This is a genomic window from Streptomyces sp. NPDC057010, from assembly GCF_042673805.1.
In the GTDB taxonomy this organism is placed as follows: domain Bacteria; phylum Actinomycetota; class Actinomycetes; order Streptomycetales; family Streptomycetaceae; genus Streptomyces.
The window spans coordinates 305,580-332,155 of sequence record NZ_JBHUSC010000004.1 but is presented as its reverse complement, the minus strand read 5'-3'; the positions used below and the strand labels follow the sequence as shown (position 1 = coordinate 332,155).

Genomic DNA, 26,576 nt, shown 5'->3' with positions numbered 1-26,576 from the left:
CCCACAGCGCTGCGCGCTGTGCCAACGAACCGCCTCGCTTCGCTCGACGGAGCTGCGCTTCGCGCAGCCATGGTCGGCCCTGCCGGGCCGGGGTCCTGCGCTTCGCTCCGGACGGGTTCGGGTTCCGCTTCGCTCCACCCGAACGGCCCGCTTCGCGGGCCTGAGTGACCCCGTTTCACGGGGTCCGGGCCTTCGGCCCGTTGAGTGTCCGCTTCGCTCCCACCCCAGGCCCTTCCGGCTTTGCCTCCAGAGCCAGCCCGCTCCGCGGGCGGCCAGCAGCAGTGAGGGCTCGGGCTTGCCTTTACCTCTCCGCGGCCGTAGCCCCGCTATCGCGGGCAGTCACCACAAGGGCGGTCAGGCAGGACGAGTCTGTTCAGCTCGGCCCCTCGGGGCCCTGTCTCTTCAGTGCGGCCGTCAGGTGCCGCATGGACTTGGGAGCACACCCAATCAGCACCACGGAGTCGCCATCGCGGCACTCGGCCACCTGCCAGCCCCACTGGACCAACCGGGAATCCGTGCGCTCTCTTGGCCGGACACGAACCACTTCCAACCGATCCACCGGGATCGGGCTTCGATGGAGCTCCGCGAACTCCGTCGGCGTGACATGAAGCGTGCAACGCGAGGCCCACAGGAAGACCAAAGACGCACTCCGACAGTACGGACGCTCGCCCAGAACACAGGCAGTGAAGCTCACCTCCGCCCCCGCCGCGAAGCCCCCGGCTTCCCTCTTAGCTCTCCGACGCTCATGACCCCACGTCAGCAGACCTCCAACACCGAACTCCAGCAGCACACCCAGCACAGCCCGCCCCCTCAGTCCAGTCTCTTCACCCGCAATCGAAACAGACGAAACGCAACACCACACTCCTCCCCGAGGAGGAGTACGGAACCGAGGCAACCTCACCTGGGTCCAGCAGCGAACAACAACGGCCGGGCCAGCAGTCCACGTGGCCGCAGGCCCTGTGGGATCCGCCGTGAACCATCACCAAAGGGCTGCGGGCGTTGACTGATTCAAAATGGAGCTCGGCTTGGTACGGGAATGGATGGCAGGGTGCGCTCATACGCCGACAGTGTCGCGGACCAGTGAGACTGCGCGCTGAGGCGTGTCAGCTGCCCAGCGATTGCCCGTACGCGCCAAATGGACTCCGGCGCCTGCGGGTTCGGCGGGACCGCGAGAATGGGCGGATGAACGAACGTCGTGCCCTGGGCACCGGCCCGCGCCCCGGTCAGCGTCAGCTCGGCATAGGCACGGACACAGCCCCGTACTGACCTCACGTCACCGGCCCCGGCCGGCTGGCTGGCTGTCTTCTTGAGGCGGCCCGGCGGTACTGCCCCCGAAAACCGGGCACCGGGCCTCACCCACGCACGCCATATCGGCACAGGCTGCACCCGCCCCTAACCCCACCTGAACAGATCCTCGGCGGCGGTCAACGCGGGTAAATGATCCAAGAGTGGTGGCACTTCCGGCACTTGCAGTGCAGAGCAGACCCCCCTTCCCCACGCTTGATGGCAATGTCGGAACTTCCGCAAGATGAACAGTTCATGGGAACCATTCTCCCTGGTCAGCACACTCGACAAGCACCTGTGCGACCTGTCAGGGCAGCCAGCGGCCACACAAGCCTGCCTGAGCGGCCATCAGAGACTCTTGCGAAAGGGGGGGCCGCAAGGCGCTCACAGGGGCTAGAACGGGGATGCTGCGGGCTGCTGATGGTCAGCCGAGGGCCAGTGGTTGCGGTGATGATGACGCCGCTGATACTTGTTCCTCCCTGCCCATAACGCCGCCGGATGCTCACAACGACAACGACGGCCGGCGGGCGAGCAAACGAGCAAGGGGGGGTTGGGATGCGCCTCACGGCGAGCGTGCGCCAGCAGCTGCTGGATCAAAACGACGGGTTCAAGACCACGACTAAATACAGCGGCAAAAACCACACCGAATATACCGAGTACACGATCTCGGACGGAAAATTGCATATTCGCAAGTCGGGCAAGTCGTCATGGGCAGACAGTCGCTACTCAGATAGTTACGTGGCCGACAACGACCAAACCCACAGGTTCCTGTACGAATATCAGGGAATGTTGAACACCGACGGAATTAAGTAGCTAGAACCCGGCGACCTCCCGGCGCTGCCACATCCCGAGACCGCAGGCGCCGCCCTTAGCGCCGATCAGGGCGTAGCGCGGCCGGGGGCGTGGGTGGCTGCGGGGCTCGCAGGGAGCCGTGCAGCGGCTGCATAGCCCGCCTCGGGCCTGCCCGGCCCGAGGCGGGCTTCTCTTCCTTTGCCCCGCAGGGGCGGGCCCCGGCGCGAAGCGCCTTCAAAGGGGCCCGGGAGCGAAGCGACCTGCCCAAAGGGCAGCTCTCTTTGCCCGCCCGTGCCCGAAGGACACATAGGGGGCGGGCCAGCCCGCAGGGCTGTCCATTAACCCGGCATTAGTCACACAAGAGGGGCGGCACATGGCCGCCCCTCAGTTCACCTATCCGGCCTATCGGCCCGCCTCTCACAGCTCCCACCCCGGGGCCACACCGCCCGTCAGCACGGCGGCCGTGTCACCCCACTTGCAACCAGCGCTCGCGCACGACGCCCAACCGCGACTGGCCAGGACCACCCCGCCCCCGCACACCGGACACGTGTGCTCCGGCGCAGGCCGGACCCTCCATCCATAGCGCGCGGCCAACTCCTCGGCCGAGTACCCGAAACAGGTCCGGGTAACGTCGTCGAGCGTCGCGGCGGGATTCTCCAGCGTGGTCAGAACCGCGCACACCGCGAGCGCCACCGCCCGCGCCTGCCCCTCGGACAGGACCAGGCCCTTCAGGACCAGGTCCGCGCCCCGGTCCACCGCCGCGAAGGCACCATCCAGGCCGTACGCGACCGCCTCAGGCTCGGTCACGGTGTATCCGAGCAGACCGTCCCGGGAGACAATCCAAGCCTCCTCAGGGTCCAGCTCAAGGTCCCGCACATCGAGCAGGTGCCCACACGCCAGACACCGGAACAGACGGTCCGGCTGCGCACGGTACGAGGACGGGGCATCGGCCGGACACTGCGAGCAGCAGATCAGCGTCACGTGGGCGGGCATGGTCATGGTCATGGGGCGGCCTTCCGCTAGGGCTTCTGGGGCGTTGCCCAGGAGGCCGCGCGGTGCCCCGCGCTTTTTGGCCCGGTGCGCGCCGAAGGCGCAGGGCCACAAACTTTTTGCCGGAAAAGGCGCCGCAGGCTGCCCGGCAAAAAGCGGTCCGCGTCAGCGGACCGAAATTGCCGGTGAACGCGCCGAAGGCGCCCGGCAATTTCGCCCGCAGGGCCCGCCAGGGCCCGGAGGGCGGCGCGGGGCACCGTGTGGCACCCTGGGCCACGCCCCAGAAAAAAGGCCCGAACCCGCACCAAAAGACTTCGCTGCGCCTCGTCCCACACGGAAATGCGGGCCGCCATTGAGGCGGCCCGCGCGGGGAGTTCGTCAGCACTGTCGGGCCGGGCGAGGCATCGGTTCGGGCTGCGCCCACTTACAGAACCCTGCCGAACCAAGGGCCGGGGTCAGCGCACCGCGTGCAGGCGGTAGACGCGTACCGTCCCTTCCGCGGCGCACACCGCGCCGCCCCGCAGGATCATCGTCCGGGTGGCACCGTGCCGGTAGCGCAGGTCCACGATGTCGACGAGGCGGCCGCCCGCCGGGATCTGGTCGCCGACCCGCAGTTCGGTCGGCGGGCAGTCCACCGCCCTGCGCCCCGGCGGGACCCGCACGGCTTCCGGCTCCCGCGCAACGGGCCGCTTGCCCGCCGGCTCACAGGCCACGGTGCGCGCGATCCACTGGAACCCGCCCGCGTCCGCGAGGCGCACCACGAGCGGGGAGGGGTAGATGCCGACCACTTCGCCGCGCGCCTGCCGTTCCCCGTCGAACACCGCCTCGCCGACGTGGAACCGGCGGCGGCCGGTCACCGATGCCCCGCGCTCGCGCAGCGCCGCATGAGCACCTGCATGTCGGTGACGACCGTCCCGCGCAGCGGGCCTCTCGCCGTATCGCGGCGCTGCGCGTAGTCCTGGCATTGCGCGCAGTCGGGCGGGGCTGTCAGGAGGGCCGAGGGGGAACAGCTTCAGGGCTGCTCGGCGGGCGTGGGTGTGGTCGGTGGTTGCTGCCATGGGGCACCCCGTTTGCGGGTCGGGCGGGTGTCTATACCTTCGGCCCGTCAAATGCCGCCGGGCAGGGGCGAGTCCAGGGGCAGAATTGATGCATGGACGTCGGGGAGTTGATCCGCGAGTTGCGCACCGCGCACGGTTGGTCCCAGGCCCGCCTCGCCGACGAGGTCAACCGTGCCGAGGGGACGGCCCTGACGCGTGAGTACGTGGCCCGGTGGGAGCGCGGGAGATGCGCGCCGCGGGGGTTCTGTCTCGCGGCGCTCTCCCGGGTGCTCGACGTCCCGCTGTCCGTGCTGGAGGACCCCATGCTGCGACGTGAGTTCCTGACCGATGTGGCCGGTACGGCCATAGCCCCCGGTGGTCGCCTCCGACCTCCTCGCGAAAGGGTTCGCCGCCCGGCTGTCCGGCGGGCCGTCTGCGGAGGCGTGGGAGGCCAAGATGACGGCGTACGGGACGGACTACATGTCCATGGGCGCGGCCGACATCCAGCGCCGCGTCTCCGGCGAACCCGTCCTCGTACAGCAGCAGCTCGACCAGCCACGCCTGTGGTCAGTGGCAGCGCGGCTGATGACCCTGTACGCCAAGACATTTCCGGGATCCGACGGGGCCGGCGCCGTGCGCTGGTACCGGATGGCGGCGAGCGCGGCCGATGAGTCCGGGGATCCGGCCGCCCGGGTGTGGGTGCGGGGCCGGGCCGCCGCCATCGCCCTCGGGTACGAGGGGGCCTCCCTCGGGGTTGCCGACGTCCTCGCCGACCAGGCCCTGGCCCTCGACGAGCAGCCGTCCCTCGGGCTGCTCAACGCGATCTACGGCAAAGCCCACGCCGCGGCCCTCCGCGGCGACCGGGCCACCGCGTTCGCGCTCGACGACCGGGGGCGGCGGGTCTTCGACTCAGCCGGCTCGTACGAGCAGACCTCGGACTACGCGGTCCCGTGGTGGCGGCTGAACGTCTTCCGGTCCCTGCTCCTCGCCCGCCTCGGCGAGGAGAAAGCCGCCATCGGCGCGCAGGACCAGGCCCTCGCCGAGCTCCCCGCGAGTCTGCCGCGCTTCGCCACCCACCTGGAGCTCCACCGTGGGCTGATGCTGGCCCGGTCCGGCGACAGGGCGGGGGTGTCGCGCACGCCACCGCCGCGATGGACGCTCTGCCGCCCGAAAAGCACAGCCTGACCCTGCGCATGCTCGTCAACGAGATCCGGACCTGACCAACAGCCCCCGGCACACCCGAGGGTGCGCCGGGTCCACTCGTATCCGATGAGCCCCTACGCGCTCGCCACCCTGCCGCGCGTGAGCTGCGCGCAGCGCAGGCCGCCGCCCGCGTGCCAGTCCAGCACCGGGGCGACGTCGTCCCCGAGCTCGGGGCACCCGGGCAGTACCCGGAACATGCAGGTTGAGCCTGAAGAGTGTTCAAAAACCCACTCTGGTTCGGTCAGGCGGCGTGCACCCTTTCTGCGCCCGCCTACGCGAGGACGGATTCATCCGCCGGGGGGGGGATGGCCGGTGCCCGGTCCCGGACACAGCGAAGCGGGGCCGCCACCAGTCGGTGGCCAGGGTGAGGCCGGCCAGGGCCATGCGGCGTAGCTGTATCCGGGTGCCTATGTAGTCGCCGGGCACTTCCACGTCGAGGAGACGCGGACCGTTGCGACGGGCTCGGTGATCGTTTCCCGCCGGAGCGCTCCAGGATGGTGGCCAGGAGCTGCATGAGGTGGCCGCGCATCCGTAGGGCGAGGCCCTGTATCTCTTCCTCGTCCGGCACGTAGCCCGGGGCGAGGACGCGGTCGAGGTCGTCGAAGCGGCTGTTTGGAACCTGAGTCCGGCTGGAGCGCCTCAAGGGCGCGTAAGACGGTCCTCTCGCGGGCGTGGGCGGGTTCACCGGTCATCGCGCTCCCTCCGGGTGATCGACGTCGCGCAGGACGGTGCACCAGATGGAGGTGCCGTCCTTGGCGGCGGCTGCCCGCCCGGAGCCGGGCCGCCTCGCGGGCCGCCGACCACCGTGCATCCGACGGGGTGCAGTCACACGCAGCTGGGGCAGTCGGTGACGTGGCTGGCATGCACGACCTTGATCAGGGCGAAGTCTGCCTCGACCACTCGACTGGAGTACGAGGCGAGGGCGCCGAGTCCTACCCGCTCACCGTTCTTGAGGACCAGTCCTGGAGCCTGCGCCGGGGCCAGGCCGGGGCCGCCTCCGGTGCTGACCTCGCCGATCGCACACCACGGAACGACTTTCGATCGTCCCAGGCCGCGTTCGGTGAGACCCGTGGAGTCGATCCTCACTCCCATGACACAGCTGCGGAACACGATCCAGAGACCACCCGCGCCAATGACGGGATAAAGCACCAGGCCAAAAGGATCTTCGGCGACTGAACCACTGATCAGCGTCCCAGCGGCCAACAGCGCAAACACACACCCCACCATGAACAGGACTACCTGCTGCCCCGGCCTGTTGAGGATCCGGGTGGGTAACGGGCTTGTTGACGTGGGCTCCATGACCACGACCCTAAGCCGCAGCCGTACACCGCGTAGCTCAGATCGCCGGATCAGCGATGGAGCCCACCGACGTGTGGCTGTGCAGGTGGGTTTCGGCTCTGGTCCAGTTCTTGGGCTCTGTCGGAAATTTGGGGTATTTGGGCGCATCTGTCGTGGGCGACGGAAACCGTTGCCCCCAGGCGGCGGCGTGGTGGGCAACGCGTTCTTCGACCCAGGTCCGCGCCCATTGGTATGGCAGCCTCCCGGTAGGAGCGCGGCCAGCACAGGTGTTGTTACCGGCCGGGTCCATTCCGGCCAGTGCACCGCCCAGTACGTTGCCGCTCGTCGTCCGGCCGGGAGCAGACGGCCCACGGCCGCTGCGGCTTCCCCCGGCAGCCCGGGAGCGGATGCTGCCACGTCGGCGCCATGGCGCATGGCTGCGCGGGCAGCGCCGTACCGATGGGCGATGTGGGCTGTGGCGTAGCGCGGAAATCCGAGGAGTTCGTCGGAGCCGCCACCGGACAGCAGCACGTCCACGCCGCGCGCCGGAGACACCCAGCGTGAGTGCCTTGGTCGTTGACCTGAGGGCAGGGCGAGCGCTTGGTGGTGGAGGCCGTCCACGCCTGCGGACAAACGCGCGCTGAGTCGAGTCGGCGTGACGGCGCAGCTCTCACCCGACAGCCGCCCAGCCCCGCAAGTCGTATGTGCGGCCTGAAGGGTCGCCAGCCACACACGAGCTCCTGTGCGAAGACCGAAGTCCGTGTACGTACAAAGGAGCGGCAGTAGGGTAAGCAGGGCACACGCTGGCGGTTGGTGAACACGTCAACAGAGGGAGCGCAGAGACCGTGAACAGCCTGTACACCCCGGCAGCCGATACCGAGCAGCGCCCGGGATGGTCTTGGCTCGATGAGTACCTGTGGGCCTCCTGCGACATCATCGCTGACTTGGCCGAAGGGCGGCTTGAACAACGTCCGCTCGTCGCCACGATCGCCCGATTAGAGCCCAGGGAGCGCGCGCTCGCCGTCGGTCCCGCGCAGCGTCTGACGTGGCGTGCTGTGGGCAATGGCAGCTACACGCACCAAAGCGTTGTTGCCTTCGGCCGGCCGGCATTCGTGCTGGGCAGCATGGCCGGCGCGGCCCTCGGCAATGCAGCCCGCCGCCGTGCCGCGGCGCAGGACGCGCAACCGCGCTGGGTTGTGGATGGAACAGGCGAGATTACCGTCACCACACGCAAGGTCTACTTCGGTCACCCGAGGGCGCCTCTCGACCTCGCCTGGGGCGGCCTAGATACTATTGACCTCGTTGCACCCGAGGTCTTCCAGACCAGCTTCTGCAACAGCCACAACGGACGGCAGACGACGGTCCAGCTCTACAGTCCCTGGGCGTCACTGCTGTTCGTCCTGGCCGCCGTCACGGCCTTTCCCGCCCACCCACGGCTGCTGGGACGCGGATGGCTTCCGCCGAACTTCGAGAAGCGATGTACCGACATCGGTCGACCGTGCCGCCCGGCAGCCAGCCTCCTGCTGGACCGCGGCCGCCAAATCGGCTACTGAAGCGCAGCGCCTACACACAATCAAGGCGAAGGCGACGGGGTGCCGGGCTAGCCCAGGGCTCGGTCTCAGTCCGGAAAGAGGGGGACGCCCCGTCCCGAAGAGGATCGGGCGCCAGGGTGCGAAGCGGACCTCCTCGGCGTGGAAACCGATCACGCGGCGGAAGATTTCGGCACCGAATTTGTGGGCGGCCCAGGTGTTTAGCACCCAGCCTGGGCATCGAACGCTGCAGCGACGCTGGCCCGAAGTAAGCGTCGAGACAGTGCCGGCCGTGCGCAGTTCGTCGGACACGCGCCAGAAACCGGCCGCGTGAATGCGGCGTGGCGCGCGGGAGTCGTCGAGGACCAGCACACCTTCGGCATCGTGCGGCCCCGCCGCGGCAGACCTGGACCGGGAGGATCCGCCACGCGCGCAGCAGCGGGAGGACCCGCCAGTCGGTGTAGGACAGGGAGCCGCGGAATCACGTCGTGCCGCTCACTACCCGGGCCTTCCAAGCTGTGGGCTGGGGCCCGATAGCCGGGGTGCAACCTGGTGCGCGCCTTTGTGCAGTCGGAATGGGCCCGTGGCCGCCGATGGTTGCCAGGGGCCAGGGTGGGGTATTCGAAGAAGGTGTCAGAACAGGCCTGTGATGGTGGTGGTCCAGCCCCCTGTACCGACGAGGAGTGGTTTGCGGGTGGTGGTGGCGGCGCCTGGGTAGGAGAGCAGGCAGCCGGTTGGGCGTGTGGTGGTTTGCTGGGTGCCTGAGGCGTCTTCGTACGCGACGGTGTAGTTCGGATCGGCGGGTGTGGTGGCCCACAGGTTGCCTTGTGTGTCGCTGGCCTTGGGCTGGAACTCCTTGTAGGGGATCAGGGTGCCGTTGTCGTTGGCGGTCTTGTCGACGACGGCGCCCTGGGCGTTGTCGTTGGTGGTGATCAGGGGGGCGGGTGGCCGGCTCCTAGCCGTCGGTTCCGTAGACCGTTCGGGTCCCGAGGCTGTACGTGCCGTCAGCGCCGATCCGGACTGGGTGGATGTACGCCCTTGGTGGGACCTTGCCTATATCTCTGCGACCTCGCGCCTCAATAGGTGCTGAGGCTGGAGTCCGAGAGACTCGCCATCCAGATCCTCCCAAACCTCTTCCCAAATCGGCCAACCGCGGGGAATGTGTCTTTTCTTCAGCAGGCCCGCGAGGAAGCCAGTAAATCCGCCGTCGATTACCTCAATCTCGGGATACTGCCGGTAAATCACCGCAAACATCCCAGTTCCCCTGAGTCCCCGATGGGACGAGCAGGCAAACATCTCCGTCCCAGTCGTGATAGACCCAAGGGATTACTGTATCCCTATTGTCGATAATTTGCTGTGGAACTTCATACAAGAATTGCAGCCCATCCATCCCGCCGCTCTTCGACGAATTCAACCAGTGCCCTCTCCTCATTGGAGTGCGGGACAAAGAGGTGATCAAAAAGGATGGCACCCCCGTAATAGTCCACGAATGCACGGAAGCCTGAAGGGGCCGACGCGCCGGCGACGGCATCCAGCTCGCGCCAGGAGCTTTTTTCAGCGGGTCGACCCCTCCGCGTGCCACCCATAAGCTGATGCAGGAACGAAGGGATTGGGTCGGCGCTTGGGTTCTCACTCATACTTCTCCGTCAAACACACGGCACTTTCCTTGTATGGAAAATTTCGACAGGGGAGTTCAGATACTGGACTATGTGAAGTCGGAGTAGGCGAGATGGACCGCACAGACCCGGCACTGGAAGAGGTACGCGGTCGGCTGACCGTCCTTGTCCAGGTCGGCGAGGTACTGCTCGACCTGCTCCGGCTGCCAGCCGAGGTCACTGACCTCCGAGCGCAAAAACTCGACCGCATCCGGGTGGGCCTCAAGTTCTCGGGCCCCGGCGCGGCCGAGGAAGGCGGCACCGTCGCCGCCCTGCAGCACCTCCATCGGCGCGTCGTCCCCTGCGGCGCCTCCGCTGAAGTGAGCCTCGTACCTCGCTGCCGCATTTCCGTCCGCGATGCACCACGGACAGATTCGACCGGCAGGTTCCTCGACCGCATAGACAGGTCCTACGTAGAGGTAGCCGCGGTCCCTCCCGCAGCACGCGCACGCCGCATCAGCGGCCGCCACCGATCCGGTGGCCAAAGGATCGGGATGGTACGGGAACTCCGGAAGCGGCTCAGTCACGACCACCGACCGTAACAAGCATCCCGAGCCCAATACCGGCCGGGTCACTGTGCCGAAGCACCATGGATGTCACCGCCGCGGACTGCTGACCTGGGACTGCCCGTGACGCGAAGCAGGACAGTTGTCACCAACGAGGCAGTCCTGTTGTCCCCGGCGCCCACGTTGCTGGTTTGTTGTCACTGTCTGCGCCCCCAGGACCCCGTTCAGACGTAGGCCCTCCCGGGCGGCCGGACAAGGCAACATGCCGCCAACGCGATGGATTCGGTGTCATCGGTTGGCGGGTTCGAACCTGAGTCGTTTACCAACCGGCAGAAGGTAACCCTCCCCGCGCTCCTCGGGGGCGTGGCCGTTGAGCTGCTCCGCATAGGTTTCACCGGAGAGCTCGAAGCCGATCAGTCCGAGCCGGAACGGAACCTCCTGGAAGATGTCGGCGCCGACGGCAGCGAGCCACTCGTCGAGGGTGCGCCGCCATTCGAGGGATACCGTTCCGCCGTCGTGGCCGAACGGGAATCCGCCGATCTTCGCGTCCATGCGCGACAAGGCGCCGACAGGTAGGTAGAACACGAGCCAGTCTCTGCCGTCGTCCTCGCGGATGACCAGGCAGCCGCAGACGACCCGGCGGCCACTCGGGAGTGTGACTGTCCCCCGCAGATGACCGAACTCGGCCAGCGAGGACACGGTGCAGGCAACCTCATCCTGTTCGCCGGGCTCGCGATCGCGTCTGCCGTAACAGCCGTCGATGGCAGCGGCCCGCCACAGGGCCGAGAGTCCGAGCTCGAGGAGCCCATCGTTTCTGTCACCGATCTCGATGGCCAGTTCGTAGAACCCGCCGGACCAGTTCTCGTCATCGGTGAACGATGCGGGACCGTGCATGGGCTGAACTCCTCCAGCTCGTTCGAACGGGCGGCCCGTGCCGAAACGCTACGCGCACGGCACGGGCCGCCTCACATCATCACAGAGCAGCAGGACCGAAGGCCCACTCCGAACAGTCCGAACCAGCAGTCCGACTCCTGCAAGGGGCTCGTCATGGCCGTGACGACAGCCTGCCTCTGTGACAACCATCGTGCTTCGGCTCAGTCACACCACCCCGGCCCAGAGGCTAAGGGCAAGCTCAGAGGTCGGATGCGATTTAGTCGATGTGGGTGAGTGCCACGCGGAGGCCGGCGGCCTGGCTGCCGCTGTCCTTGAAGTACATCTGCGGCAGTCCTTCGGCGGTCCTCCGGGCGGCACTGCGGGCCGCCTCAGGGCCTGCAGCTCGGTCTCGGAGGCGCCGGTGTCCGGGCGGCGAGTATCCGGCTCGCGTATTGGGGTGGGAGGTGCTGGGTGATGCGGCGCATCCGTTCGTCGTCGCTCGTTCCGGGGGCGGCGGTGAACCCGAACCGCGCCCGTGTGTCCCGCTTTCCCCCGCCGCCTGTCCCGTGCGCGCTTGCGTACCAGGGGCTGCCAGCGGCGCCGTACCTCTGCTGCGATGCACTCGGCCAGGGCCGCCTTCGGCTGCTTGATCTGGTCCTTCACATACCGCTCGACGGTGCGCTGCGAGACGCCGAGGAGGCGTGCGACGGCCTTGGTGGGCTTCTCCTGCTTGACCAGGTAGCGGATCTGAGCGCCGGCGGACTTGGGTATGGGGCGGGTGAACGCCTGCTGTCCGGCGCGCTCCAGGCTCTGCGACGATGCCCACGGGTCCTCGATTGCGCCCGCTCCAGCGACCACTTCATCTCGGCCCCGACACCCGCACCGGACCGCGCCGCAGCCGGTCCAGCTCCGAGACCCGCTGATTGGCCGGCGCTATCAGCGGCGAGTCCAACGCCGTCCGCTGACCGGTGTTCAGCAGCCTGTACAAGGTGTCCCACGCCGCTGGTTCGGCCTCCCCGCGCCGACGCCACCAACCTGGCCAGCGTCGTCAACCCCGGCAGCAGACCGACGTCCCTCCGCAGCGCGGCAGGACCTCCGCGGTCCGTCGGCTCGCCGTACAAGCCCCGGCCCCCATCATCGCGAAGGCACTCGGCTACCACGACAAGTCGGCCACCCGCCCGGTCACCGTAGCCGGAGGAACATGGAGCCGATACGCCCCAGGCGACCACCAGCGATGAAGCGCGGTACTCACACCGTGTCCACTGAGCCTCGTTTGTCCTCAACGTGGACGACGTGAAGCTCGGTGCCGTCCCGGTGGCGCTTGGAACGTCCGACCAGCCCTACAGCGATCTGCGACTGATCCTGAGGCTCATCGAGGCCGACATAGGTAAGGACGTCGTTGTGGTGCCCTGTGACGACCCATCCCTCGACGTCGTTGAGGTCGATCACCCCAAAGTCTCCTGCCGAAGATCCGGCATGCGCCGGGCCGAACGTTTTCAGGAGGTCGGTTGCCTGCTCAGCAAGCTCCCCGTCCGGAGAGGTCAGCACGACACAAGTGCCATGCTCGAAGAGCACCCACGACTTGCGAGGGTCGGCGAGAAGCCGCTGCCAGACGTCTATCAACATCTCGGTGTTCACACCGATCATCATGCATGCTGCAGAGCACCGACACAGGGTGGCGATCGGCCGACAGTTACGGCGAATACGCGACTCCTGAACATACGGGGCCTACCTGTCCCGAGGCCGCCCCGTCCGCTGGCACGACACCCAACACGCCCTCGCCGCCGGCTACCGCAAGACCCTCCACAGCGGCGACGTCCACCAGCTCTGGGTCACCACCGCCCCCGGCCGCCCCCGCACCCCCCGCCGGCCTCCCCGCCGCCCGCCGCCCGCCGCACCCTCGAAGCCGCACACCGCCGCCTGGTCACCCTCGCCCTCAGCCCCCTCCTCCTCGAACAGTTCTGCCCCGCCGACCCCGCCGGCCCATGACGGCCACCGGTCACCCGTAGCCGTATGACCTGCGCAAATCACGCCACCGGTGAGGACCGTGCGCACAGCGTCGCGTCCATGAGGTACGTGGCGAGCATCGCCCCCGACCGCCTTCGAGACCACCCTTCGACTGATCCACGAGCCTGGGGGCATGACGGTGCGGTGGTGCGCCCGGTCTGGATCGTCACCGCCTCCTGGCCGTGGCGGTCGCCCTCGTTCTCGTCGCCACGGCGGTGGTCACCACGAGGCGCCTCCGGACCGGTACATCGCTCTCGCAGGGCCTCGAGTGGCTACGTAGGTGAGAACGAGGTTCTGGGAACGCCCTCCAGGCAGGCTCGCGGTCGATGTGCTGCGTGCGGTGGAATGGGGGCGCTTGGCGTCGCTGGCGTCGATAGATCGGGGGTGCGTGGTGGGGACGATCCTCAAGGGCATGAGCCGCGTTCGGTGGCACGAGCTGACGCACGCATATGGATCAGCAGAAGAGGTCCCGGGCCGGCTGTCACGGGTGGCGTGGGGCGATGCACCAACCAGCGCTTCAGCATTGAGTGATCTTGGGCTCTGGCTTGGTGAGCTGTCCGTCTTCGACGCGACTGCCGAGGCGGTTCCGTTCCTGTGGGATCTCTCGGTCACTGACTCTGTCGCCAGCCGCTCCGGTGTGATCCAGCTGCTCATGACGATCCTCGAACAGGCCAATCCTCCTCGGCTCGACGTTCAATACGCGGCCCACCAAGCCGTACTCGACGGCAGAGGCCTGGCAGACAGGCTGGCCCGTGACGAAGATCCCGCCGTGCAGGCAGCGGCTCAGGACTTGATGGCCGCAATCGACAACCACGTATGTGAGGCCTGCCGTCCCGCCTGAACACAGGCTCGTTGTTGCTGCCCCGGCGACCAACCACCGCACCGGGGAAGGCGGCGCCAACGCCCTTCGTCAGCTGACGCCCTGCTGTCCGGCTGTGGACCCGGGCGGTGGACAGACACCTCGCGGCGCCAAGCGGTCAAGCCGAGGTCCTGAGAGGCCGGTGTAGCCTTCTGGCTGTTCGATTTCAGGCAGGGGGTGGACATGCGATGGAAGTAGCGCGGGTCATGGAGTCGCTGGCAGAGCAGGGTGTGACGGTGCTGTTCAAGGTCGACGCCGAGCGCATGCGAGATGCGACGAAGCCCTGGACGTTCGTCGCGAGCGGGGCTCCGTTGCGGGATGATCTTCTGGTTCGCACGGACGCCGTCTCTCTGGAGGCGTGCCTGGAGGCCTGCCTTCCGCGGCTGCGTGAGCGGGGCTTGGTGATTCCCGATTGACGGCACGGTGCCGGGCGGGCAACGAGCCGTGATCGAGCTTCCCGAAGGGTCATGACGTTCCATTGCCTCGTCCCGGCCGGCATTCCCGGCGTCCTCGATGCTGTGCGTCTCCTGAGACGAGTTTCCGAATACGAGCGTGAAGCCGTCGAGCACAGGGCTGACGAACACGCGCGCGCACCCGTCATGACCGCCGCCGCTCCAGTTGTGGTGATCGTGGTTCCAGGCGGCGGCGCCTGTCCGTACGGTGACCGGCTCCCCGGCACCCAGGTCGAAGGCCTCCAGGACCGCGCCCTGGTCTGTTGTGGGCACCGCGTACCAGGAACCGCACAGATGCATACCCTCCGGAAGCTCGTCGAGCTGCTTGATCCGAGTCGCCGGCGCACCGCAGCCCGGTCGAGCTCGTCCAGCGCAGTCGGCCCCCCGATGGCCGTCCAAGGCGCCGGCCCTCAGCCGCGGGCCCAGAGCAGGCACCCGGCGAAGGCGCCCCAACTCCGGACCTGCCGCCCCACCGATCGCCTCGAATGCCCAGACTGCCCGCTGCCTGACCGCCGTGCCCGCATCACCCAGCAACGGCACCATCCGGTCCGCGAAAGCCCGCGCGGCCTCGCCCAGGCGCTGGAAGGCGAAGAGCGCGTCGGCACGGACTTTCGGATGCGGGTGGGTGAGCAAGGGAAAGGTAGACCACCCGATCGTGCACCCGAAGCCGTCCGAGGCAGTAGCCGGCCCTACGCGCGACCTCGGGCGAATCCGCTGACGCGATCGCCCCGGCCAGGGGCATGAGTGCGGGCTGCCCGATCCGGCACAGCACGTCCGAAGAGACCGTCCACTCCACCGGCGACCGCTCGTCGCAGAGCACCTCTAGCACCGGCCCCACAACCTCGGCGCCACGCTCAACCAACGTGTCCCGCGCCGCCCGCGTCGCCTCCCACGAACCCGTGAGCTCCCCGACCAACCGCTCCCTGTCCATGACGCGGACCATATCCAGCACCACCACCGACACGGCCTCCGATGGCCAAGCCTCCACAGGTCAGAAACCACAACGCCGGACACCGCCAACCTGGCGCAGCGCGCTGGCCGAACCCCTCGACGAACACGTCCGGAAAATACGCAGGGAAAGGCCCGTCTGCTTCGCCGAAAACGCCCCCTCCGGAGCCTTCAGCAAGGCCTTCGCGCCGCTCCACTCTCTGCGGCGGCCACCCAGAACGGCGGCTTCGGCAAACCCATGGACGCCGCCACCTGAGACGTCGTAACACATGCTCTGACCTGAGCATTTACATCAAAGTACCTAGGATGGGCACGCACGACGGAGCGGAAGTAGCGACGGCTGCTGCGACGGCCTCCGCTCACAAACACGTCTCAGGACGGCCCAGGGAGGGTGCTTCATGACCAAGTCCGGCAACCCCAGTCAGCCCGCGAACGTGAACGAGTACACCGCCAGCCACATCCAGGTACTCGAAGGCCACGAGGCCGTGCGCAAGCGCCCCGGCATGTACATCGGCTCGACCGGCGAACGCGGCCTGCACCACTTGGCGTACGAGGTCGTCTCGTACGCCGTCGACGAGCACCTGGCCGGCCACGCCGACGCCATCGACGTCACGATCACCGCGGACGGCGGCATCCGCGTCGCAGACAACGGACGGGGGCTGCCCGTCGAGCTGGAGGAGCCAAGCGGCAAGTCGGCCGTCGAACTCGAGCTGACGGAACTGTCCTTCGGCTCCAAGCCCCACACCGCCTACGGGGTCTCCGGCGGCCTCAGTGGCCTGGGTCTGTGCGTGGTCAACGCGCTGTCGAGCCGTCTGACGGTCGAGGTCCACCGAGGCGGCCACCGCTGGACCCAGGAGTACGAGAAGGGCACCTCGGTCACTCCCTTGACGAGGAAGGAGGAGACGAGCAAGCACGGCACCACGATCGCGTTCCTGCCCGACGCCGACATCTTCGAGACCACCCGGTTTTCGTTCGCCGCGCTGTCGGAGCGCTTCCAGGAACTGGCCTTCCTCAACGGGGGCCTGACCGTCTCACTCACCGACGAGCGGCCGGAGCGGCCAGTCCGCTACCACCATGTGGACGGCCTTCGGGCCTACGTCGCCCGCCTCAACCCGTACCCCGCGAGTCTCGTCCACTCCCCCGCCATCGCCTTCGAGGCGGAGAACGAGGACGAGACGATCTTCGTGCAGGTCGCCATGCAGTGGAATACCTGGACCCCCGGAGAGCTCCGCTCCTTCGCGAACAGCACCCGCACCCACGAAGGCGGCGCCCACGAAGAGGGCTTCCATACCGCACTCACGAACCTCGTCAACGACTACGCCCGCCGGCAAGGCCAGCTGACCGCGAGCGACGAGGACATCACGGCCGGAGCCGTCCACGAAGGCCTGACCGCAGTCGTCTCCGTAAAACTCGCCCATCCCCTCTTCGAGGGCGCCACCAGAACCAGACTCAGCAACCCCGAAGCAGACGCCTACGTCCAGGAAGTCGTCCGCGAACACCTCACCGACTGGCTGGACCACAACCCGAACGAAGCCACCTCCATCATCCGCCACATCCTCAACGCCCCTAGGCGGCGAGGATGGCTACGCCGGAGCAAATAACGGAACGAACATCAAGCTACGGGCCCTCACCAAAAAGCTCGGCTACAGGCGAGTATACGAAACCGATCTAACCCCACAAGTGCACAGCGACGCCGAACAGATACTCTTTAACGCAATAGATGAAGCGGAATATGCACCCCAGGGAATAAGCATCATCGCGCCCACCTGCGGACCTGAGCGTCAGAATTGCAAAGCAAGGGCAAACGATTACCCTGGGGTCCAGCTATGGGATAAGAAGAGATAATCCCGAAGGAAATCCGTTCGAATTCACATAGGGCAAATAGAGGGTGCGGCCAAAACATGACGTCACATCCGCGGCGCTTAGGACAGGGAAGAGATGGAACTCTGGGACCAAGAGATCGAACCGTATACACAGAACCTGGAGCGCTTGGAGTCCGCAAAACTGGCAAACCTTGCATTTGATGCCATCGAGGCAGCAATTCCGTTGCTCAGCCTGCCACTCAGCGAGTTCTTCCCTCCCAGCCACGCCGCCCTAATTGCATCCACCCTGCGGTTTCGCCACGATCACCCGGCAGACTGGCAGCTGGATCGCGAGTTCGCTGCACATTTCCTTTCGGAATATGACGGACTACCGACCGTAGCACTCAGGCCGGCCGTGGGGCCCTTCTTTATGACATTGGTGCGACTTTTCGAGACTCCCCCTCATTCAACGTCTGCCGATGACGTCATGGAGATTCTCTCATCAAGCTACGAGTCCGTTCTGATGTCGCACCTCACAGGCCGAGTCACTCCTGAAGACGAACGGAATAGCAGTCCGTGCATGCGGCCATTGATCAGCAGATCAAAATAATTGAATCGGCACTGAAGTAGCATGCCGAGCCGGTTGCGTCCCAGCGGAGTTCTGGGGGGCATCCGGGCCGGCCCCGGACACACGACAGCGCGGGCCCGCCATCGGGTGGTGCTGGCCCCGCGCTGCGGGAGCGCTGGAGGTCGGCCAACCGCTGGCACCTGCTGCGGAACCTCGCCGCCGCAGTGGAGAACCTGCCAGCAGCACCGCGCCTGCCTATGCAAACGCGCCGACGAGGAGACCGCCCCTGGAGATACTCGCCGGACCCTGCCAGGAATGGACGACCCGTCCATCTCTGAACCTGAACCGGCAGGTGCTCCGCTGGCGGGCACCCAACCCGCCCTGTCCGCAGCCCGGCCGTCAGCGCGTCTAAAGGTCGCTGGTCGCAGAGCCTGCTCCCCGCGCACGCGTGGATGGAGCTCCCCGGGGGCCGGCTCACCCGCCGGAGTCCGGCCTTTGCTGGCGGCGCGAGTGGATCCTGGTCTCCGCCGTGTGCGGGGCCGTTACGACGGCGTCGGTGGGGACCGTGCGGGCGGCCAGAGTGGCGCCGCTGTTGATTCGGGTGTGGCGGCCCACGGCTACGCCCGGGCCGAGGCTGATGGTGTTGCCCGTCTGGGTGTCGTCACCGATCACCGCGCCGAATTGCGGGGTGCCGCAGCGATAGAGGCCGGTTTCGGTGGGGCCGAGGACCTCGCGGTCCGGGGTGTGCATGGTGCGGGACATGTTGATCGCGGCCACCGTGACCCCGGCCGACAGGTGGGCCCATGCGCCGACGATCGTACGGTTGATGCCGATGCGGTGGCCGAGGACGGCGTCCTCGCCGATGAAGGCCGCCGTCACCTCGCAGTTGAACCCGACCGAGGCGCCGGCGCACACCACGCTGCCCTTGCGGACGGTGGAGAACTCGAAGACCTTCGCGCCCGCGCCGACGATGACGTCGTCCCCGACGATCGCCTGGGGGTGGACGAACGCCATCGGGTGGATGCGGCCGGCCTCGCCGAGCTGCGCGAGGGTCTGGCGGTGGAGTTCGGGCCAGTGGGTCAGGAAGTCGGCGAGGTCGTACGAGGCCAGGCTGCCGTACGGGGTCGCGGAGAGGGGCCCGCGCGTGGGGGCCGAGATGTAGGCGCCGAGGAGGGGCGGTGTCATGGCTGGGGGCCTTTCGCGTGGCGTGGGCGCGGCACCGGCGGCGGTACGCTCGCCGTTCGCTTGGTGCTGGGAGGAATGACGTGATGCGTGGGACCCGACCCCGGGTAGGTGTGGCCGTGCTGACGATGGGCGACCGGATGCCCGAGCTGCGGGCCCTGCTGGACTCGGTCGCCAAGCAGGACGAGCCCGCCGCCCGGATCGTCGTGGTCGGCAACGGGTGTGAGCTGCCCGGCTTGCCGGACGGTGTCACCGGGGTGGAACTCCCCGAGAACCTGGGTGTGTCCGGAGGCGGAACGTCGCCTGGCGGCGGCTGCGGGAGTTCGGGGACGTCGACGTGCTGGTGGACCTGGATGACGACGGGCTGCTCGTCGATGTCGATGCCGTCCGACGGATCGCCGACCTCTACGAGGGCTCGGAGCGGTTGGGCATCGTCAGCTTCCGCGTCGCCGACGAGACCGGGGAGACCCAGCGCCGCCACATCCCCGCCTGCGGGCCAAGGACCCGATGCGGCGCGGGGTCGTCGCGACGTTCCTCGGCGGTGGCCACGCCCTGTCGATGCCGATGCTGGAGCAGACGGGGGGGGCTGGCCAGACGCGTTCTTCTTCACCCATGAAGAGACCGACCTCGCCTGGCGGGCGCTCGACGCCGGGGGGACGTTCTGTACGAGCCGCAGCTCGTGCTGCAGCACCCCCGGACCTCTCCCGCCCGGCACGCGGTCTACTACCGGATGACCGCCCGCAACCGGGTCTTGCTCGCCAAGCGCCACCTGCCCGCACCCCTCGTCCCCGTCTACCTCGGCGTGTGGATCGTGCTGACCGTGGCCCGTACGCGGTCGGCGGCCGGGCTGCGGGCCTGGTTCGGCGGGTTCGCCGAGGGTGTGCGGAGCGGCGGGCCCTGCAGGCCCATGCGGTGGCGCACCGTCGTACGCATGGCCCGGCTGGGCCGACCGCCGGTTATCTAGGTCTAGCCGGGCGGGTCTAGGGTCCGTCTTCAAAGTGGATCATCTGATGAGAGATCATGTCGTGTGTGGTGCGTCGGCATGAGCTTTCGGATGTGGAGTGGGAGGTGCTGTCCTGGCTCCTCCCGCCTGTTGGTTTTGGGCGGCCTCGGATGGATGACCGGGTGGTGTTGAACGGGATCGTGTGGAAGCTGCGGACCGGGTCGGCCTGGCGGGACGTGCCGGAGCGCTACGGCTCGTGGCATGCGTTGTACACGCGCTTCCGCAGGTGGGCCCTGGACGGGACGTTCGGTCGCGTGCTGCGGGCGGTCCAGGCGGAGAAGGACGCGGCCGGCGACATCGACTGGCGGGTGTCGGTCGACTCCCCGATCGTGCGCGCCCACCAGCACGCCGCAGGCGGCAAAAGGGGGCTGGTGATCGGGACGAAGCGGGTGATCATGCCCTCGGCCGATCCCGTGGTGGACTGAGCACCAAAATCCACCTCGCCTGCGACGGACGCGGCCGCCCACTCGGATTCGTTCTCACTGGCGGCCACACCAACGACTGCACTCGGTTCGAGCAGGTCATGACCGAGATCCACGTCCCTCGCACCGGTCCCGGCCGTCCCCGCACCACACCGGACCACGTGATCGCCGACAAGGGGTACAGCTCTCGCAAGATCCGCACCTACCTGCGCAGACGCGGCATCCCCCACACGATCCCCGACCGCAGGGACCAAGCCGCTGGCCGCCGGCGGCGTGGACCCGCCGGCGGCCGACCGCCCGGCTTCGATGGGGCCGTCTACCGCCTCCGCAACGTCGTCGAACGCTGCTTCAACCGCCTCGAGCAATGGCGTGGCCTGGCCACCCGCTGCGACAAGACCCGCGAGTCCTTGCAGGCCGCCGTCACCATCGCCTCAATCCTGCTCTGGATCTGAACCTTGAAGACGATCTCTACTCCCGGATCCCCAGGTCTTCCCTCATCAGTGTCCGCATCGCTACCAGCCGGGGCTCCGCCTGCTTTACCTCGACGAGTAGGTGCTCTGCACTCTCGCCGTCACGCGCGAGGCCGCGGTCAATGCGCTTGGCCGCCGCGTCGACCTCAGCGAGCACCTTGTTGAGTTCTCGCGAGGCCTCCATGATCCGCAAGGGGACGATCATTTGGGCTGCCGCGTAGCGGTCGCGGTACTCCCTGCGGGAATCCTCAAGACGGGTGCGGCCCTCCTCGGCATAGTCGCCGTCACGGATGCGGTTCAGGGCGTCCTTGAGGAGCATGTGGAACTGCTCGGAGGCACGGTTCATGGCCGTGTATGCCTCTCGCCGCTCCTCGAAGGACCTTCTCCGGTCGGCGTTTTCGGCCTCGGCGGCGCGTTCGCGGGCGTTGAAGCGTTGCGGGAGTACCGAGCCGAGAAGCGCTCCACCGAGGCCCGCCGCCGCAGTGATCGCGGTCGCTATCGCATCTGACATGCCCGGACCCTATCGCCATCCGCACTGACGCGGCTCCGTCCAGCCGTTCGCCGCAGGGATGGGGGCGGCGGTGTGTGCTACCCAGTATCCACTTTGAAGACGGACCCTAGTCATCGAGATCGAACAGGCCCTCCTGAGACGGTTGTTGTTCTGCCGCGCCGTCGTCCGGCTCACCTTCGGTGAGGCAGTCCGTCGCGTAGGCAAGCCAGGCCTCGCTCGTCACCCGGCCCCGCGCGCCCAGCTTGCGACCGCTCAGCTGGGCCCACTGCTGGACGCAATGCTCTTCGAGTAGTCCATCTACCCCCAGGGCATCCGACCGGCCCGCCTTGCTCAGCCGATAGGAAGCAATGATCCGATCGGGGACGCGCCCGTTCGCGCCAACCTTGATCCCCTGCTCTCGTGCCCAGTCACGCGCGCCTTGGGTCTCAGCGCCGGAGATGGTGGAGCGCTTCTGTCGCTTGGCTTGGTTGCGTAGGCATCCGCAGCTCTTGGTATTGCCCGACGTGACCTGGGCCTGGACAGCCGTGAAGCGTGTGTTGCCGCAGGCGCATCGGTAGTCGCGAATGATTTCCGTGGGTCGGTCGGGATTTCTGTACGGGTCATCCACGGGCGTCAGAAGACTGTCTTGGTGGGGCTTCGTCTCCTTGAGCCTGCGCGGGCGAGGAGACTCCGCTCGCTCGGTTCTGCGTCGTGGGGGCCGCAGTTCGCCCCATGCAGCGAGGATGTACGCGTCGGCCTGATCTTGGAATCGGGGCTGCTTGCCAGCGAGGTAGCCATCGAGCCCAGGAACGCTGCCCGGTATCCGGGCTTCGATCGCGGCTGCTACGGCACATGCCTGCTGATAAGGGGTCGAGCGCTCCGGCATCGGCACAGTCAGCGCCTCCGGAACCGTCAGCGCAGGAAGTTCTCCCAGCCTCACGTGGACCAGGAGATCCAACAAGCCAGCAGCGACGAGGACTTGGCTCTTCTCGGTCTCGTAGTGCCGTCGGTCTCTTCGCTTGGTGGAGTGATGGTAGGAGCCGTCGTACTCGATACCGATCCGGATCCCACCCTCTATTCGAAAGACGGCGTCAATCTCTACCGCCTTGTATCGCCAGTGCTCCGGTTTGTACTGCGGTGGGACGGTTATCTGGTGCGAAGCGAAGTCCGGCAGACCAGCAGGCAGCCGAGGGTCTTGCGGCCCGGGCCGAACGAGATCCATGAGCCCCGCAAGTTCCGCGACGAGCCGGACCTGTTCCTTCGAGATGCCAGATCGCGAGCAGGAGGGGCAGCCACCGCCCTGAACGCGATTGAGGATCGTTGCCGGCCATCGGTGCCCGTGGCGACACCGCCAGGGAAGCGTTGCGTACACGCCGCCGGAATCATCCCCGGCAAGCTGCTTCCTCGACACGTTGTGCTGGCTGGTGGGCAGCCGGCATGGGTCGACGTCTGGATCGTCGAGTTCGTCGGCGATCTCCGGGAACCACGTGCGCAATGAGTTCGTGTCGTCTATCAGGTATCCGGCACACACTCGGCAGCCGTCTCCCTGAAGGGCGCGCTCCTTGACCACCGCTTCGAAGTGGTGCTCGACCGTGTGCCAACTGCCCGTCTCAGGATCGACTGCCCATGTTCGGCAGACCCACGGGACTCGGTCATGTGCTGCATGGGTCATGTGGGTCTTCGGCACCTGACCTCGGTACTGGTCGGCCAGGGTCGGGATGTCGGTGAGCCGGATCAGCTGTCGGCAGGCCGGGCATCCTGCGCCAGCCTGAACTCTGTCCTTGGGCCACGCCGGCCACGGTTCGTGCCCCAGGCCCAGGGGGCACTGCCACAGGTAGGGGCTTTCGCCGCGTCTCTGGGCTGTTGCGGACACGTTCTCGGGTCGGACATGATTGTCCGGGTGCCATTGCACAGCCACGTCTGGGATATCCGCGACCATGGTTTCCCCGCGTCCGCCCGTGCGATTGGCCCACCGGTGCTTGGCCGTGATCTTGTGCTGGTCCCAGAAGGCGCTGACCTCGGCTTGCCGGGCCCGGGCCGCTTCGACCTCGACCTGTACGTGTTCACGACGAATGCGGTTTTGGTCGTTCCAGAAGCCGCGCATGTGCTGCAGGATCCGCAGCCGAGCCTCACGGCCGCCTCCGGCCGGATCTAGTGGATCCGGCCGGGGCGGCCACGCACCGGGCGAGATGTCAGGCGTTGCGAGAGCACTCTCAGCCGTACTGCTCGTGGAAGCGTCCAGGGGGCTGGCTAGGGACATGCGGCCACGTTACGAGATGGGTCTGACATCGAACCGCATTGGTGTGGCTACGGATTGTCCATTCCGGCCGCCCGGTTGAGCTGGGTCATGAGCTCACGGTTGGCGGTAAGGGCGGCGGAGAGGTCGTCCCCCTGGTCCTGGAGCTTGAGTTCCAGGTCGACCACCTGTTGTTCGAGGGTGTGATCCGGGCTTTGAGCTGTTCGGTGTCCTGGGGGCCGCCGATGCCGGACTCGCGCCAGACCTGCTCGCCCAGGACTTCGCTGAGCCGCATTTCGAGGCGGCGGGTGTGGGCGGCGCGGCGGGCGGTGCGCGCGTCGGCTGCGAGCAGGTCGGCCTGGAGGGTGGCCCGGCTGGCGGCCAGCCCGCGGCCGCCGGAGATGGCGGGCGGTTCAGCGGCCTGGGCGTGGATCTGGCCGAGCAGGTCGCGGTGGCGGTAGAGGAAGGTACGGTCGACGCCGGCGCGGCGGGCGATGGCGGTGACGCTGGTCTCGGAACCGTCCTTCGCGGCCTCGGCGAGGACGGCGAGCACGCGCTGGCAGCGCCGGCCGGTGTCGGCGCGGCGGCCCTCGATCATCGCCTGGACGGTGGGGTCAGGTGCGGTCATGCGGGTCGCTCCGGTCGGAGGTGTCGGCGTACACGTGAACGTGCCCAGTCATGTACGGATGAACGTGCCCAGGTGCTGACGTACTGAGGCTCGTTCGTGGGCAGCCTGCCGCTGGTCTGTTCGGGGCGGTGGAGGGCGGCTGACCGTGGTGTTGGATCCGCAACGGTGGATGGAACTTCGACGCTTTCGTGGGCTGCTTGAGTCCGGGGCTATGAGCCTGTCGGAGATCGCAAGAGAGACAGGACTCAACCGCCGCACGGTCCGCAAATACCTGTCCTCCGGAGCCCCGGCCGCACCACCTCGGCGGGCCGAGGTTCGCCACAGCCGCGGCCGCCGATGGATGGTGGACGAGGTCGCCCCGCTGATCGACGCCATGCTGCGGTCCGAGATCCTGATCAAAGGCGCCGTGGTTCACGAGCGGCTCGTGGCCGAGTACGGCTTCACCGGCACCTATCAGCGGGTGAAGCTCTACATGCAGGAAGCCCGCCCCCGCATCGCTCAGGAACTGGGCATCAGTCCCGGCGAGTTGGCTGGCCTTCACCGCAGGTTCGAAGTCGTGCCCGGCGCTCAGGCCCAGGTCGACTGGGGCGACGAGGGCCAGATCCTCGCCCACATGGGCATCCCAAAGGTCTACTCGTTCCACATGACCTTGTCCTACTCACGCGATCCGTTCTGCTGCTTCACCACCAGCCAGGACCTGGCAACCTTCTTCGACTGCCACCGGCAGGCCTTCGCCCATTTCGGCGGGGTGCCGATGTCGATCGTCTACGACCGCACCAAGACCGTCGTCCGCCGCCACGTCGCCCCAGGCGAGGCGGTGCCTCTGCACCCGGAATCGGTCGGGTTCGCCGGACACTACGACTTCGACATCGATGTGCTTGCCGCCTACCGGCCCACCGGGAAAGGCCGAGTCGAACGTCAGGTCCTGATCGTCCGCGACCACGTCCTGGCCGGACGTTCCTTCGCCTCCGTCGACGAACTCGACTCGGCCTTCAACGCGTGGGTGCCCCTGCGCCGGGCGAAGGTGCACGGCACCCACGGCGAGGTCATCGGCCATCGCGCGGTCCGCGACCACATGGCTCTGCGACCGTTGCCGACGACGCCCTACGTGATCACCCAGCGGCACCTTCGCTACGTCGGCAAGGACTGCCTTGTCGCCTTCGACGCGAACCTCTACTCGGTGCCGGCCCGCAAAGTCCGCCCCCGTCAACTGGTGGAAGTCAGAGCCACGAAGTCCCAGATCATCCTTCATTCCACCGTCCCAGACGCCAACGGCGACACTCTCCTCGCGACGCACCACAGGGCCGTCGGCCGCGGAGCCTGCGTCGTCGACGAGAAGCACTGGGACGGACTCCCCGACGGAAAGAACAGGCGAACCACCACCGGCGATGTCCCTCCTCAACGCCGCCAGCAGGGCGACCTGGGCGAGGAGGCCCTCTCGCTGATGGCTCTCCTGACCCGGGCTGCGGCCGTCCGAGTCGAGGTCGGCCGCCGACCCCTGTCGGTCTATGACGAACTGACCGGAACGCGTCCGTTCATCACCCACCCCACACCGGAGGAACCCAGTTGAGTGAGTTGGTCAGCACCCGCATCCGCACCACGGCCGCCAAGCTCGGCCTGCCCCACCTGGCCGAGAGCATGAAGCAGTACGCCGGCCGAGCGGACGAAGCCAAGATGGGCTACCTCGACTTCCTCGACCTCGTCCTGGCCGAAGAACTCGCCGTCCGTGACGACCGCCGCTTCCGCCAGGGCCTGCGGCTCTCCAAACTGCCGCACCACAAGACGCTCGACGAGTACGACTTCACGTTCCAGCCCGACCTCGACCCCCGCAAGATCAAAGATCTTGCAACCCTCGCCTTCGTCGAGGCCAAGGGCAACGCGGCCCCGCTGGGACCGCCCGGAGTCGGCAAGACACATATCGCTGTGGCGCTCTCGGTCGCTGCCTGCCGGGCCGGCTTCTCCGTCTACTTCACCACCCTCGACGACATGGTCCGCCAGCTCAGGGCCGCTGAAGCAGCCGGACGACTGAACAGCAAGCTCCGCACCTACCTCCGCCCCGGCGTCCTCGCCGTCGACGAAGTCGGCTACCAACCACTGGAACGAGCCGAGGCCACCCTGGTCTTCCAGGTGATCTCAAAGCGATACGAAAAGGGCTCGATCATCCTGACCTCGAACAAGACCTTCAGTGAATGGGCGCAGGTGTTCGGCGATGAAGTCCTCGCCACCGCCATCCTCGACCGCCTCCTGCACCATTGCGACGTCGTCTCCATCAACGGCCCCAGGTACCGACTCAAGAACCGCCTCGCTGCCATCGAGCGCGATGCCAACGTGGCCTGATCAGCCTTAATAGGCGTGTCGCCGT

At 67.4% G+C, this 26,576-nt stretch carries 19 protein-coding genes and 4 pseudogenes; 10 read left to right on the top strand and 13 right to left on the bottom strand.

Annotation, left to right across the window (positions count from 1 at the left end):
* Nucleotides 1-1,782: 1,782 nt before the first annotated feature.
* Nucleotides 1,783-2,097 carry a hypothetical protein gene (locus ACFTXQ_RS07465; protein ID WP_382636740.1) on the top strand — a complete coding sequence of 105 codons (315 nt, stop codon included), beginning with the start codon at nucleotides 1,783-1,785 and terminating at the stop codon, nucleotides 2,095-2,097.
* A 396-nt stretch (nucleotides 2,098-2,493) separates the two neighbouring features.
* On the opposite strand, the gene ACFTXQ_RS07460 is transcribed toward ACFTXQ_RS07465, so the two are convergent.
* Entirely contained in the window at nucleotides 2,494-3,081 is a 588-nt protein-coding gene (locus ACFTXQ_RS07460) for a hypothetical protein (RefSeq protein ID WP_382636739.1), read from the bottom strand.
* Nucleotides 3,082-3,521: 440 nt separating this feature from the next.
* Nucleotides 3,522-3,923 (bottom strand): hypothetical protein, encoded by a 402-nt coding sequence (locus ACFTXQ_RS07455; protein WP_382636737.1) that lies wholly within the window; start codon nucleotides 3,921-3,923, stop codon nucleotides 3,522-3,524.
* A gap of 293 nt (nucleotides 3,924-4,216) precedes the next feature.
* Between ACFTXQ_RS07455 and ACFTXQ_RS07450 the strand changes: the two are divergent.
* Nucleotides 4,217-5,323 (top strand): annotated as a pseudogene (locus ACFTXQ_RS07450) (multiprotein-bridging factor 1 family protein).
* 57 nt (nucleotides 5,324-5,380) lie between these two features.
* Here ACFTXQ_RS07450 and ACFTXQ_RS07445 read toward each other — a convergent pair.
* The 3 genes from ACFTXQ_RS07445 to ACFTXQ_RS07435 form a co-directional block, all read right to left on the bottom strand.
* Nucleotides 5,381-5,503, bottom strand: a complete 123-nt coding sequence (locus ACFTXQ_RS07445; RefSeq protein WP_382636735.1) for a hypothetical protein — start codon at nucleotides 5,501-5,503, stop codon at nucleotides 5,381-5,383.
* A gap of 74 nt (nucleotides 5,504-5,577) precedes the next feature.
* Nucleotides 5,578-5,991 (bottom strand): DUF6415 family natural product biosynthesis protein, encoded by a 414-nt coding sequence (locus ACFTXQ_RS07440; RefSeq protein ID WP_382636734.1) that lies wholly within the window; start codon nucleotides 5,989-5,991, stop codon nucleotides 5,578-5,580.
* A gap of 140 nt (nucleotides 5,992-6,131) precedes the next feature.
* Nucleotides 6,132-6,605: a PH domain-containing protein gene (locus ACFTXQ_RS07435; RefSeq protein ID WP_382636733.1), complete on the bottom strand. Its 474-nt coding sequence runs from the start codon at nucleotides 6,603-6,605 to the stop codon at nucleotides 6,132-6,134.
* A gap of 824 nt (nucleotides 6,606-7,429) precedes the next feature.
* Here ACFTXQ_RS07435 and ACFTXQ_RS07430 point away from each other — a divergent pair.
* Nucleotides 7,430-8,137, top strand: a complete 708-nt coding sequence (locus tag ACFTXQ_RS07430; protein WP_382636731.1) for a hypothetical protein — start codon at nucleotides 7,430-7,432, stop codon at nucleotides 8,135-8,137.
* Nucleotides 8,138-9,818: 1,681 nt separating this feature from the next.
* Here ACFTXQ_RS07430 and ACFTXQ_RS07425 read toward each other — a convergent pair.
* The 4 genes and pseudogenes from ACFTXQ_RS07425 to ACFTXQ_RS07410 form a co-directional block, all read right to left on the bottom strand.
* On the bottom strand, nucleotides 9,819-10,295 hold the full coding sequence (locus ACFTXQ_RS07425; RefSeq protein WP_382636730.1) for a CbrC family protein: 477 nt from the start codon (nucleotides 10,293-10,295) through the stop codon (nucleotides 9,819-9,821).
* Nucleotides 10,296-10,562: 267 nt separating this feature from the next.
* Entirely contained in the window at nucleotides 10,563-11,168 is a 606-nt protein-coding gene (locus tag ACFTXQ_RS07420) for a hypothetical protein (RefSeq protein ID WP_382636729.1), read from the bottom strand.
* 256 nt (nucleotides 11,169-11,424) lie between these two features.
* Nucleotides 11,425-11,984 (bottom strand): annotated as a pseudogene (gene tpg / locus ACFTXQ_RS07415) (telomere-protecting terminal protein Tpg).
* Nucleotides 11,985-12,395: 411 nt separating this feature from the next.
* A complete protein-coding gene (locus tag ACFTXQ_RS07410; RefSeq protein WP_382636727.1) occupies nucleotides 12,396-12,797 on the bottom strand; it encodes a hypothetical protein in 402 nt (133 codons plus the stop codon).
* 748 nt (nucleotides 12,798-13,545) lie between these two features.
* On the opposite strand from ACFTXQ_RS07410, the gene ACFTXQ_RS07405 reads away from it, so the two are divergent.
* From ACFTXQ_RS07405 to ACFTXQ_RS07395, 3 genes are all read left to right on the top strand, one after another.
* Nucleotides 13,546-13,995: a hypothetical protein gene (locus ACFTXQ_RS07405; protein ID WP_382636726.1), complete on the top strand. Its 450-nt coding sequence runs from the start codon at nucleotides 13,546-13,548 to the stop codon at nucleotides 13,993-13,995.
* A gap of 224 nt (nucleotides 13,996-14,219) precedes the next feature.
* On the top strand, nucleotides 14,220-14,429 hold the full coding sequence (locus ACFTXQ_RS07400) for a hypothetical protein (RefSeq protein ID WP_382636724.1): 210 nt from the start codon (nucleotides 14,220-14,222) through the stop codon (nucleotides 14,427-14,429).
* Nucleotides 14,430-15,811: 1,382 nt separating this feature from the next.
* Entirely contained in the window at nucleotides 15,812-17,014 is a 1,203-nt protein-coding gene (locus ACFTXQ_RS07395) for an ATP-binding protein (protein WP_382636723.1), read from the top strand.
* 1,243 nt (nucleotides 17,015-18,257) lie between these two features.
* Here ACFTXQ_RS07395 and ACFTXQ_RS07390 read toward each other — a convergent pair.
* Entirely contained in the window at nucleotides 18,258-18,968 is a 711-nt protein-coding gene (locus ACFTXQ_RS07390; RefSeq protein ID WP_382636721.1) for a transferase, read from the bottom strand.
* Between the two features lie 83 nt (nucleotides 18,969-19,051).
* Between ACFTXQ_RS07390 and ACFTXQ_RS07385 the strand changes: the two are divergent.
* Together ACFTXQ_RS07385 and ACFTXQ_RS07380 are read left to right on the top strand one after the other, a co-directional pair.
* Nucleotides 19,052-19,929, top strand: a pseudogene (locus ACFTXQ_RS07385) (glycosyltransferase family 2 protein).
* Between the two features lie 56 nt (nucleotides 19,930-19,985).
* Nucleotides 19,986-20,842 (top strand): annotated as a pseudogene (locus ACFTXQ_RS07380) (IS5 family transposase).
* A 16-nt stretch (nucleotides 20,843-20,858) separates the two neighbouring features.
* On the opposite strand, the gene ACFTXQ_RS07375 reads toward ACFTXQ_RS07380, so the two are convergent.
* From ACFTXQ_RS07375 to ACFTXQ_RS07365, 3 genes are all read right to left on the bottom strand, one after another.
* On the bottom strand, nucleotides 20,859-21,371 hold the full coding sequence (locus tag ACFTXQ_RS07375) for a hypothetical protein (RefSeq protein ID WP_382636720.1): 513 nt from the start codon (nucleotides 21,369-21,371) through the stop codon (nucleotides 20,859-20,861).
* A 106-nt stretch (nucleotides 21,372-21,477) separates the two neighbouring features.
* Nucleotides 21,478-23,454: a histone-like nucleoid-structuring protein Lsr2 gene (locus ACFTXQ_RS07370; protein ID WP_382636719.1), complete on the bottom strand. Its 1,977-nt coding sequence runs from the start codon at nucleotides 23,452-23,454 to the stop codon at nucleotides 21,478-21,480.
* A 241-nt stretch (nucleotides 23,455-23,695) separates the two neighbouring features.
* On the bottom strand, nucleotides 23,696-24,214 hold the full coding sequence (locus ACFTXQ_RS07365) for a hypothetical protein (protein ID WP_382636717.1): 519 nt from the start codon (nucleotides 24,212-24,214) through the stop codon (nucleotides 23,696-23,698).
* A gap of 169 nt (nucleotides 24,215-24,383) precedes the next feature.
* Between ACFTXQ_RS07365 and istA the strand changes: the two genes are divergently transcribed.
* A complete protein-coding gene (istA, locus tag ACFTXQ_RS07360; protein WP_382636770.1) occupies nucleotides 24,384-25,784 on the top strand; it encodes an IS21 family transposase in 1,401 nt (466 codons plus the stop codon).
* Entirely contained in the window at nucleotides 25,781-26,551 is a 771-nt protein-coding gene (gene istB / locus ACFTXQ_RS07355) for an IS21-like element helper ATPase IstB (RefSeq protein WP_382636715.1), read from the top strand. The genes istA and istB overlap by 4 nt, the downstream gene beginning before the upstream one ends.
* Nucleotides 26,552-26,576 lie beyond the last annotated feature (25 nt).

Excerpts from the sequence above, each read along its gene's own strand:
- ACFTXQ_RS07375 (WP_382636720.1), bottom strand. The coding sequence starts at position 21,371 with ATGTCAGATGCGATAGCGACCGCGATCACTGCGGCGGCGGGCCTCGGT.
- ACFTXQ_RS07420 (WP_382636729.1), bottom strand. The coding sequence starts at position 11,168 with ATGCACGGTCCCGCATCGTTCACCGATGACGAGAACTGGTCCGGCGGG.
- istA (WP_382636770.1), top strand. The coding sequence starts at position 24,384 with ATGGAACTTCGACGCTTTCGTGGGCTGCTTGAGTCCGGGGCTATGAGC.
- ACFTXQ_RS07390 (WP_382636721.1), bottom strand. The coding sequence starts at position 18,968 with ATGACACCGCCCCTCCTCGGCGCCTACATCTCGGCCCCCACGCGCGGG.
- ACFTXQ_RS07365 (WP_382636717.1), bottom strand. The coding sequence starts at position 24,214 with ATGACCGCACCTGACCCCACCGTCCAGGCGATGATCGAGGGCCGCCGC.
- ACFTXQ_RS07370 (WP_382636719.1), bottom strand. The coding sequence starts at position 23,454 with ATGCGCGGCTTCTGGAACGACCAAAACCGCATTCGTCGTGAACACGTA.
- ACFTXQ_RS07410 (WP_382636727.1), bottom strand. The coding sequence starts at position 12,797 with ATGATGATCGGTGTGAACACCGAGATGTTGATAGACGTCTGGCAGCGG.
- ACFTXQ_RS07465 (WP_382636740.1), top strand. The coding sequence starts at position 1,783 with ATGCTCACAACGACAACGACGGCCGGCGGGCGAGCAAACGAGCAAGGG.
- ACFTXQ_RS07400 (WP_382636724.1), top strand. The coding sequence starts at position 14,220 with ATGGAGTCGCTGGCAGAGCAGGGTGTGACGGTGCTGTTCAAGGTCGAC.
- ACFTXQ_RS07395 (WP_382636723.1), top strand. The coding sequence starts at position 15,812 with ATGACCAAGTCCGGCAACCCCAGTCAGCCCGCGAACGTGAACGAGTAC.
- ACFTXQ_RS07460 (WP_382636739.1), bottom strand. The coding sequence starts at position 3,081 with ATGACCATGACCATGCCCGCCCACGTGACGCTGATCTGCTGCTCGCAG.
- ACFTXQ_RS07445 (WP_382636735.1), bottom strand. The coding sequence starts at position 5,503 with ATGTTCCGGGTACTGCCCGGGTGCCCCGAGCTCGGGGACGACGTCGCC.
- ACFTXQ_RS07435 (WP_382636733.1), bottom strand. The coding sequence starts at position 6,605 with ATGGAGCCCACGTCAACAAGCCCGTTACCCACCCGGATCCTCAACAGG.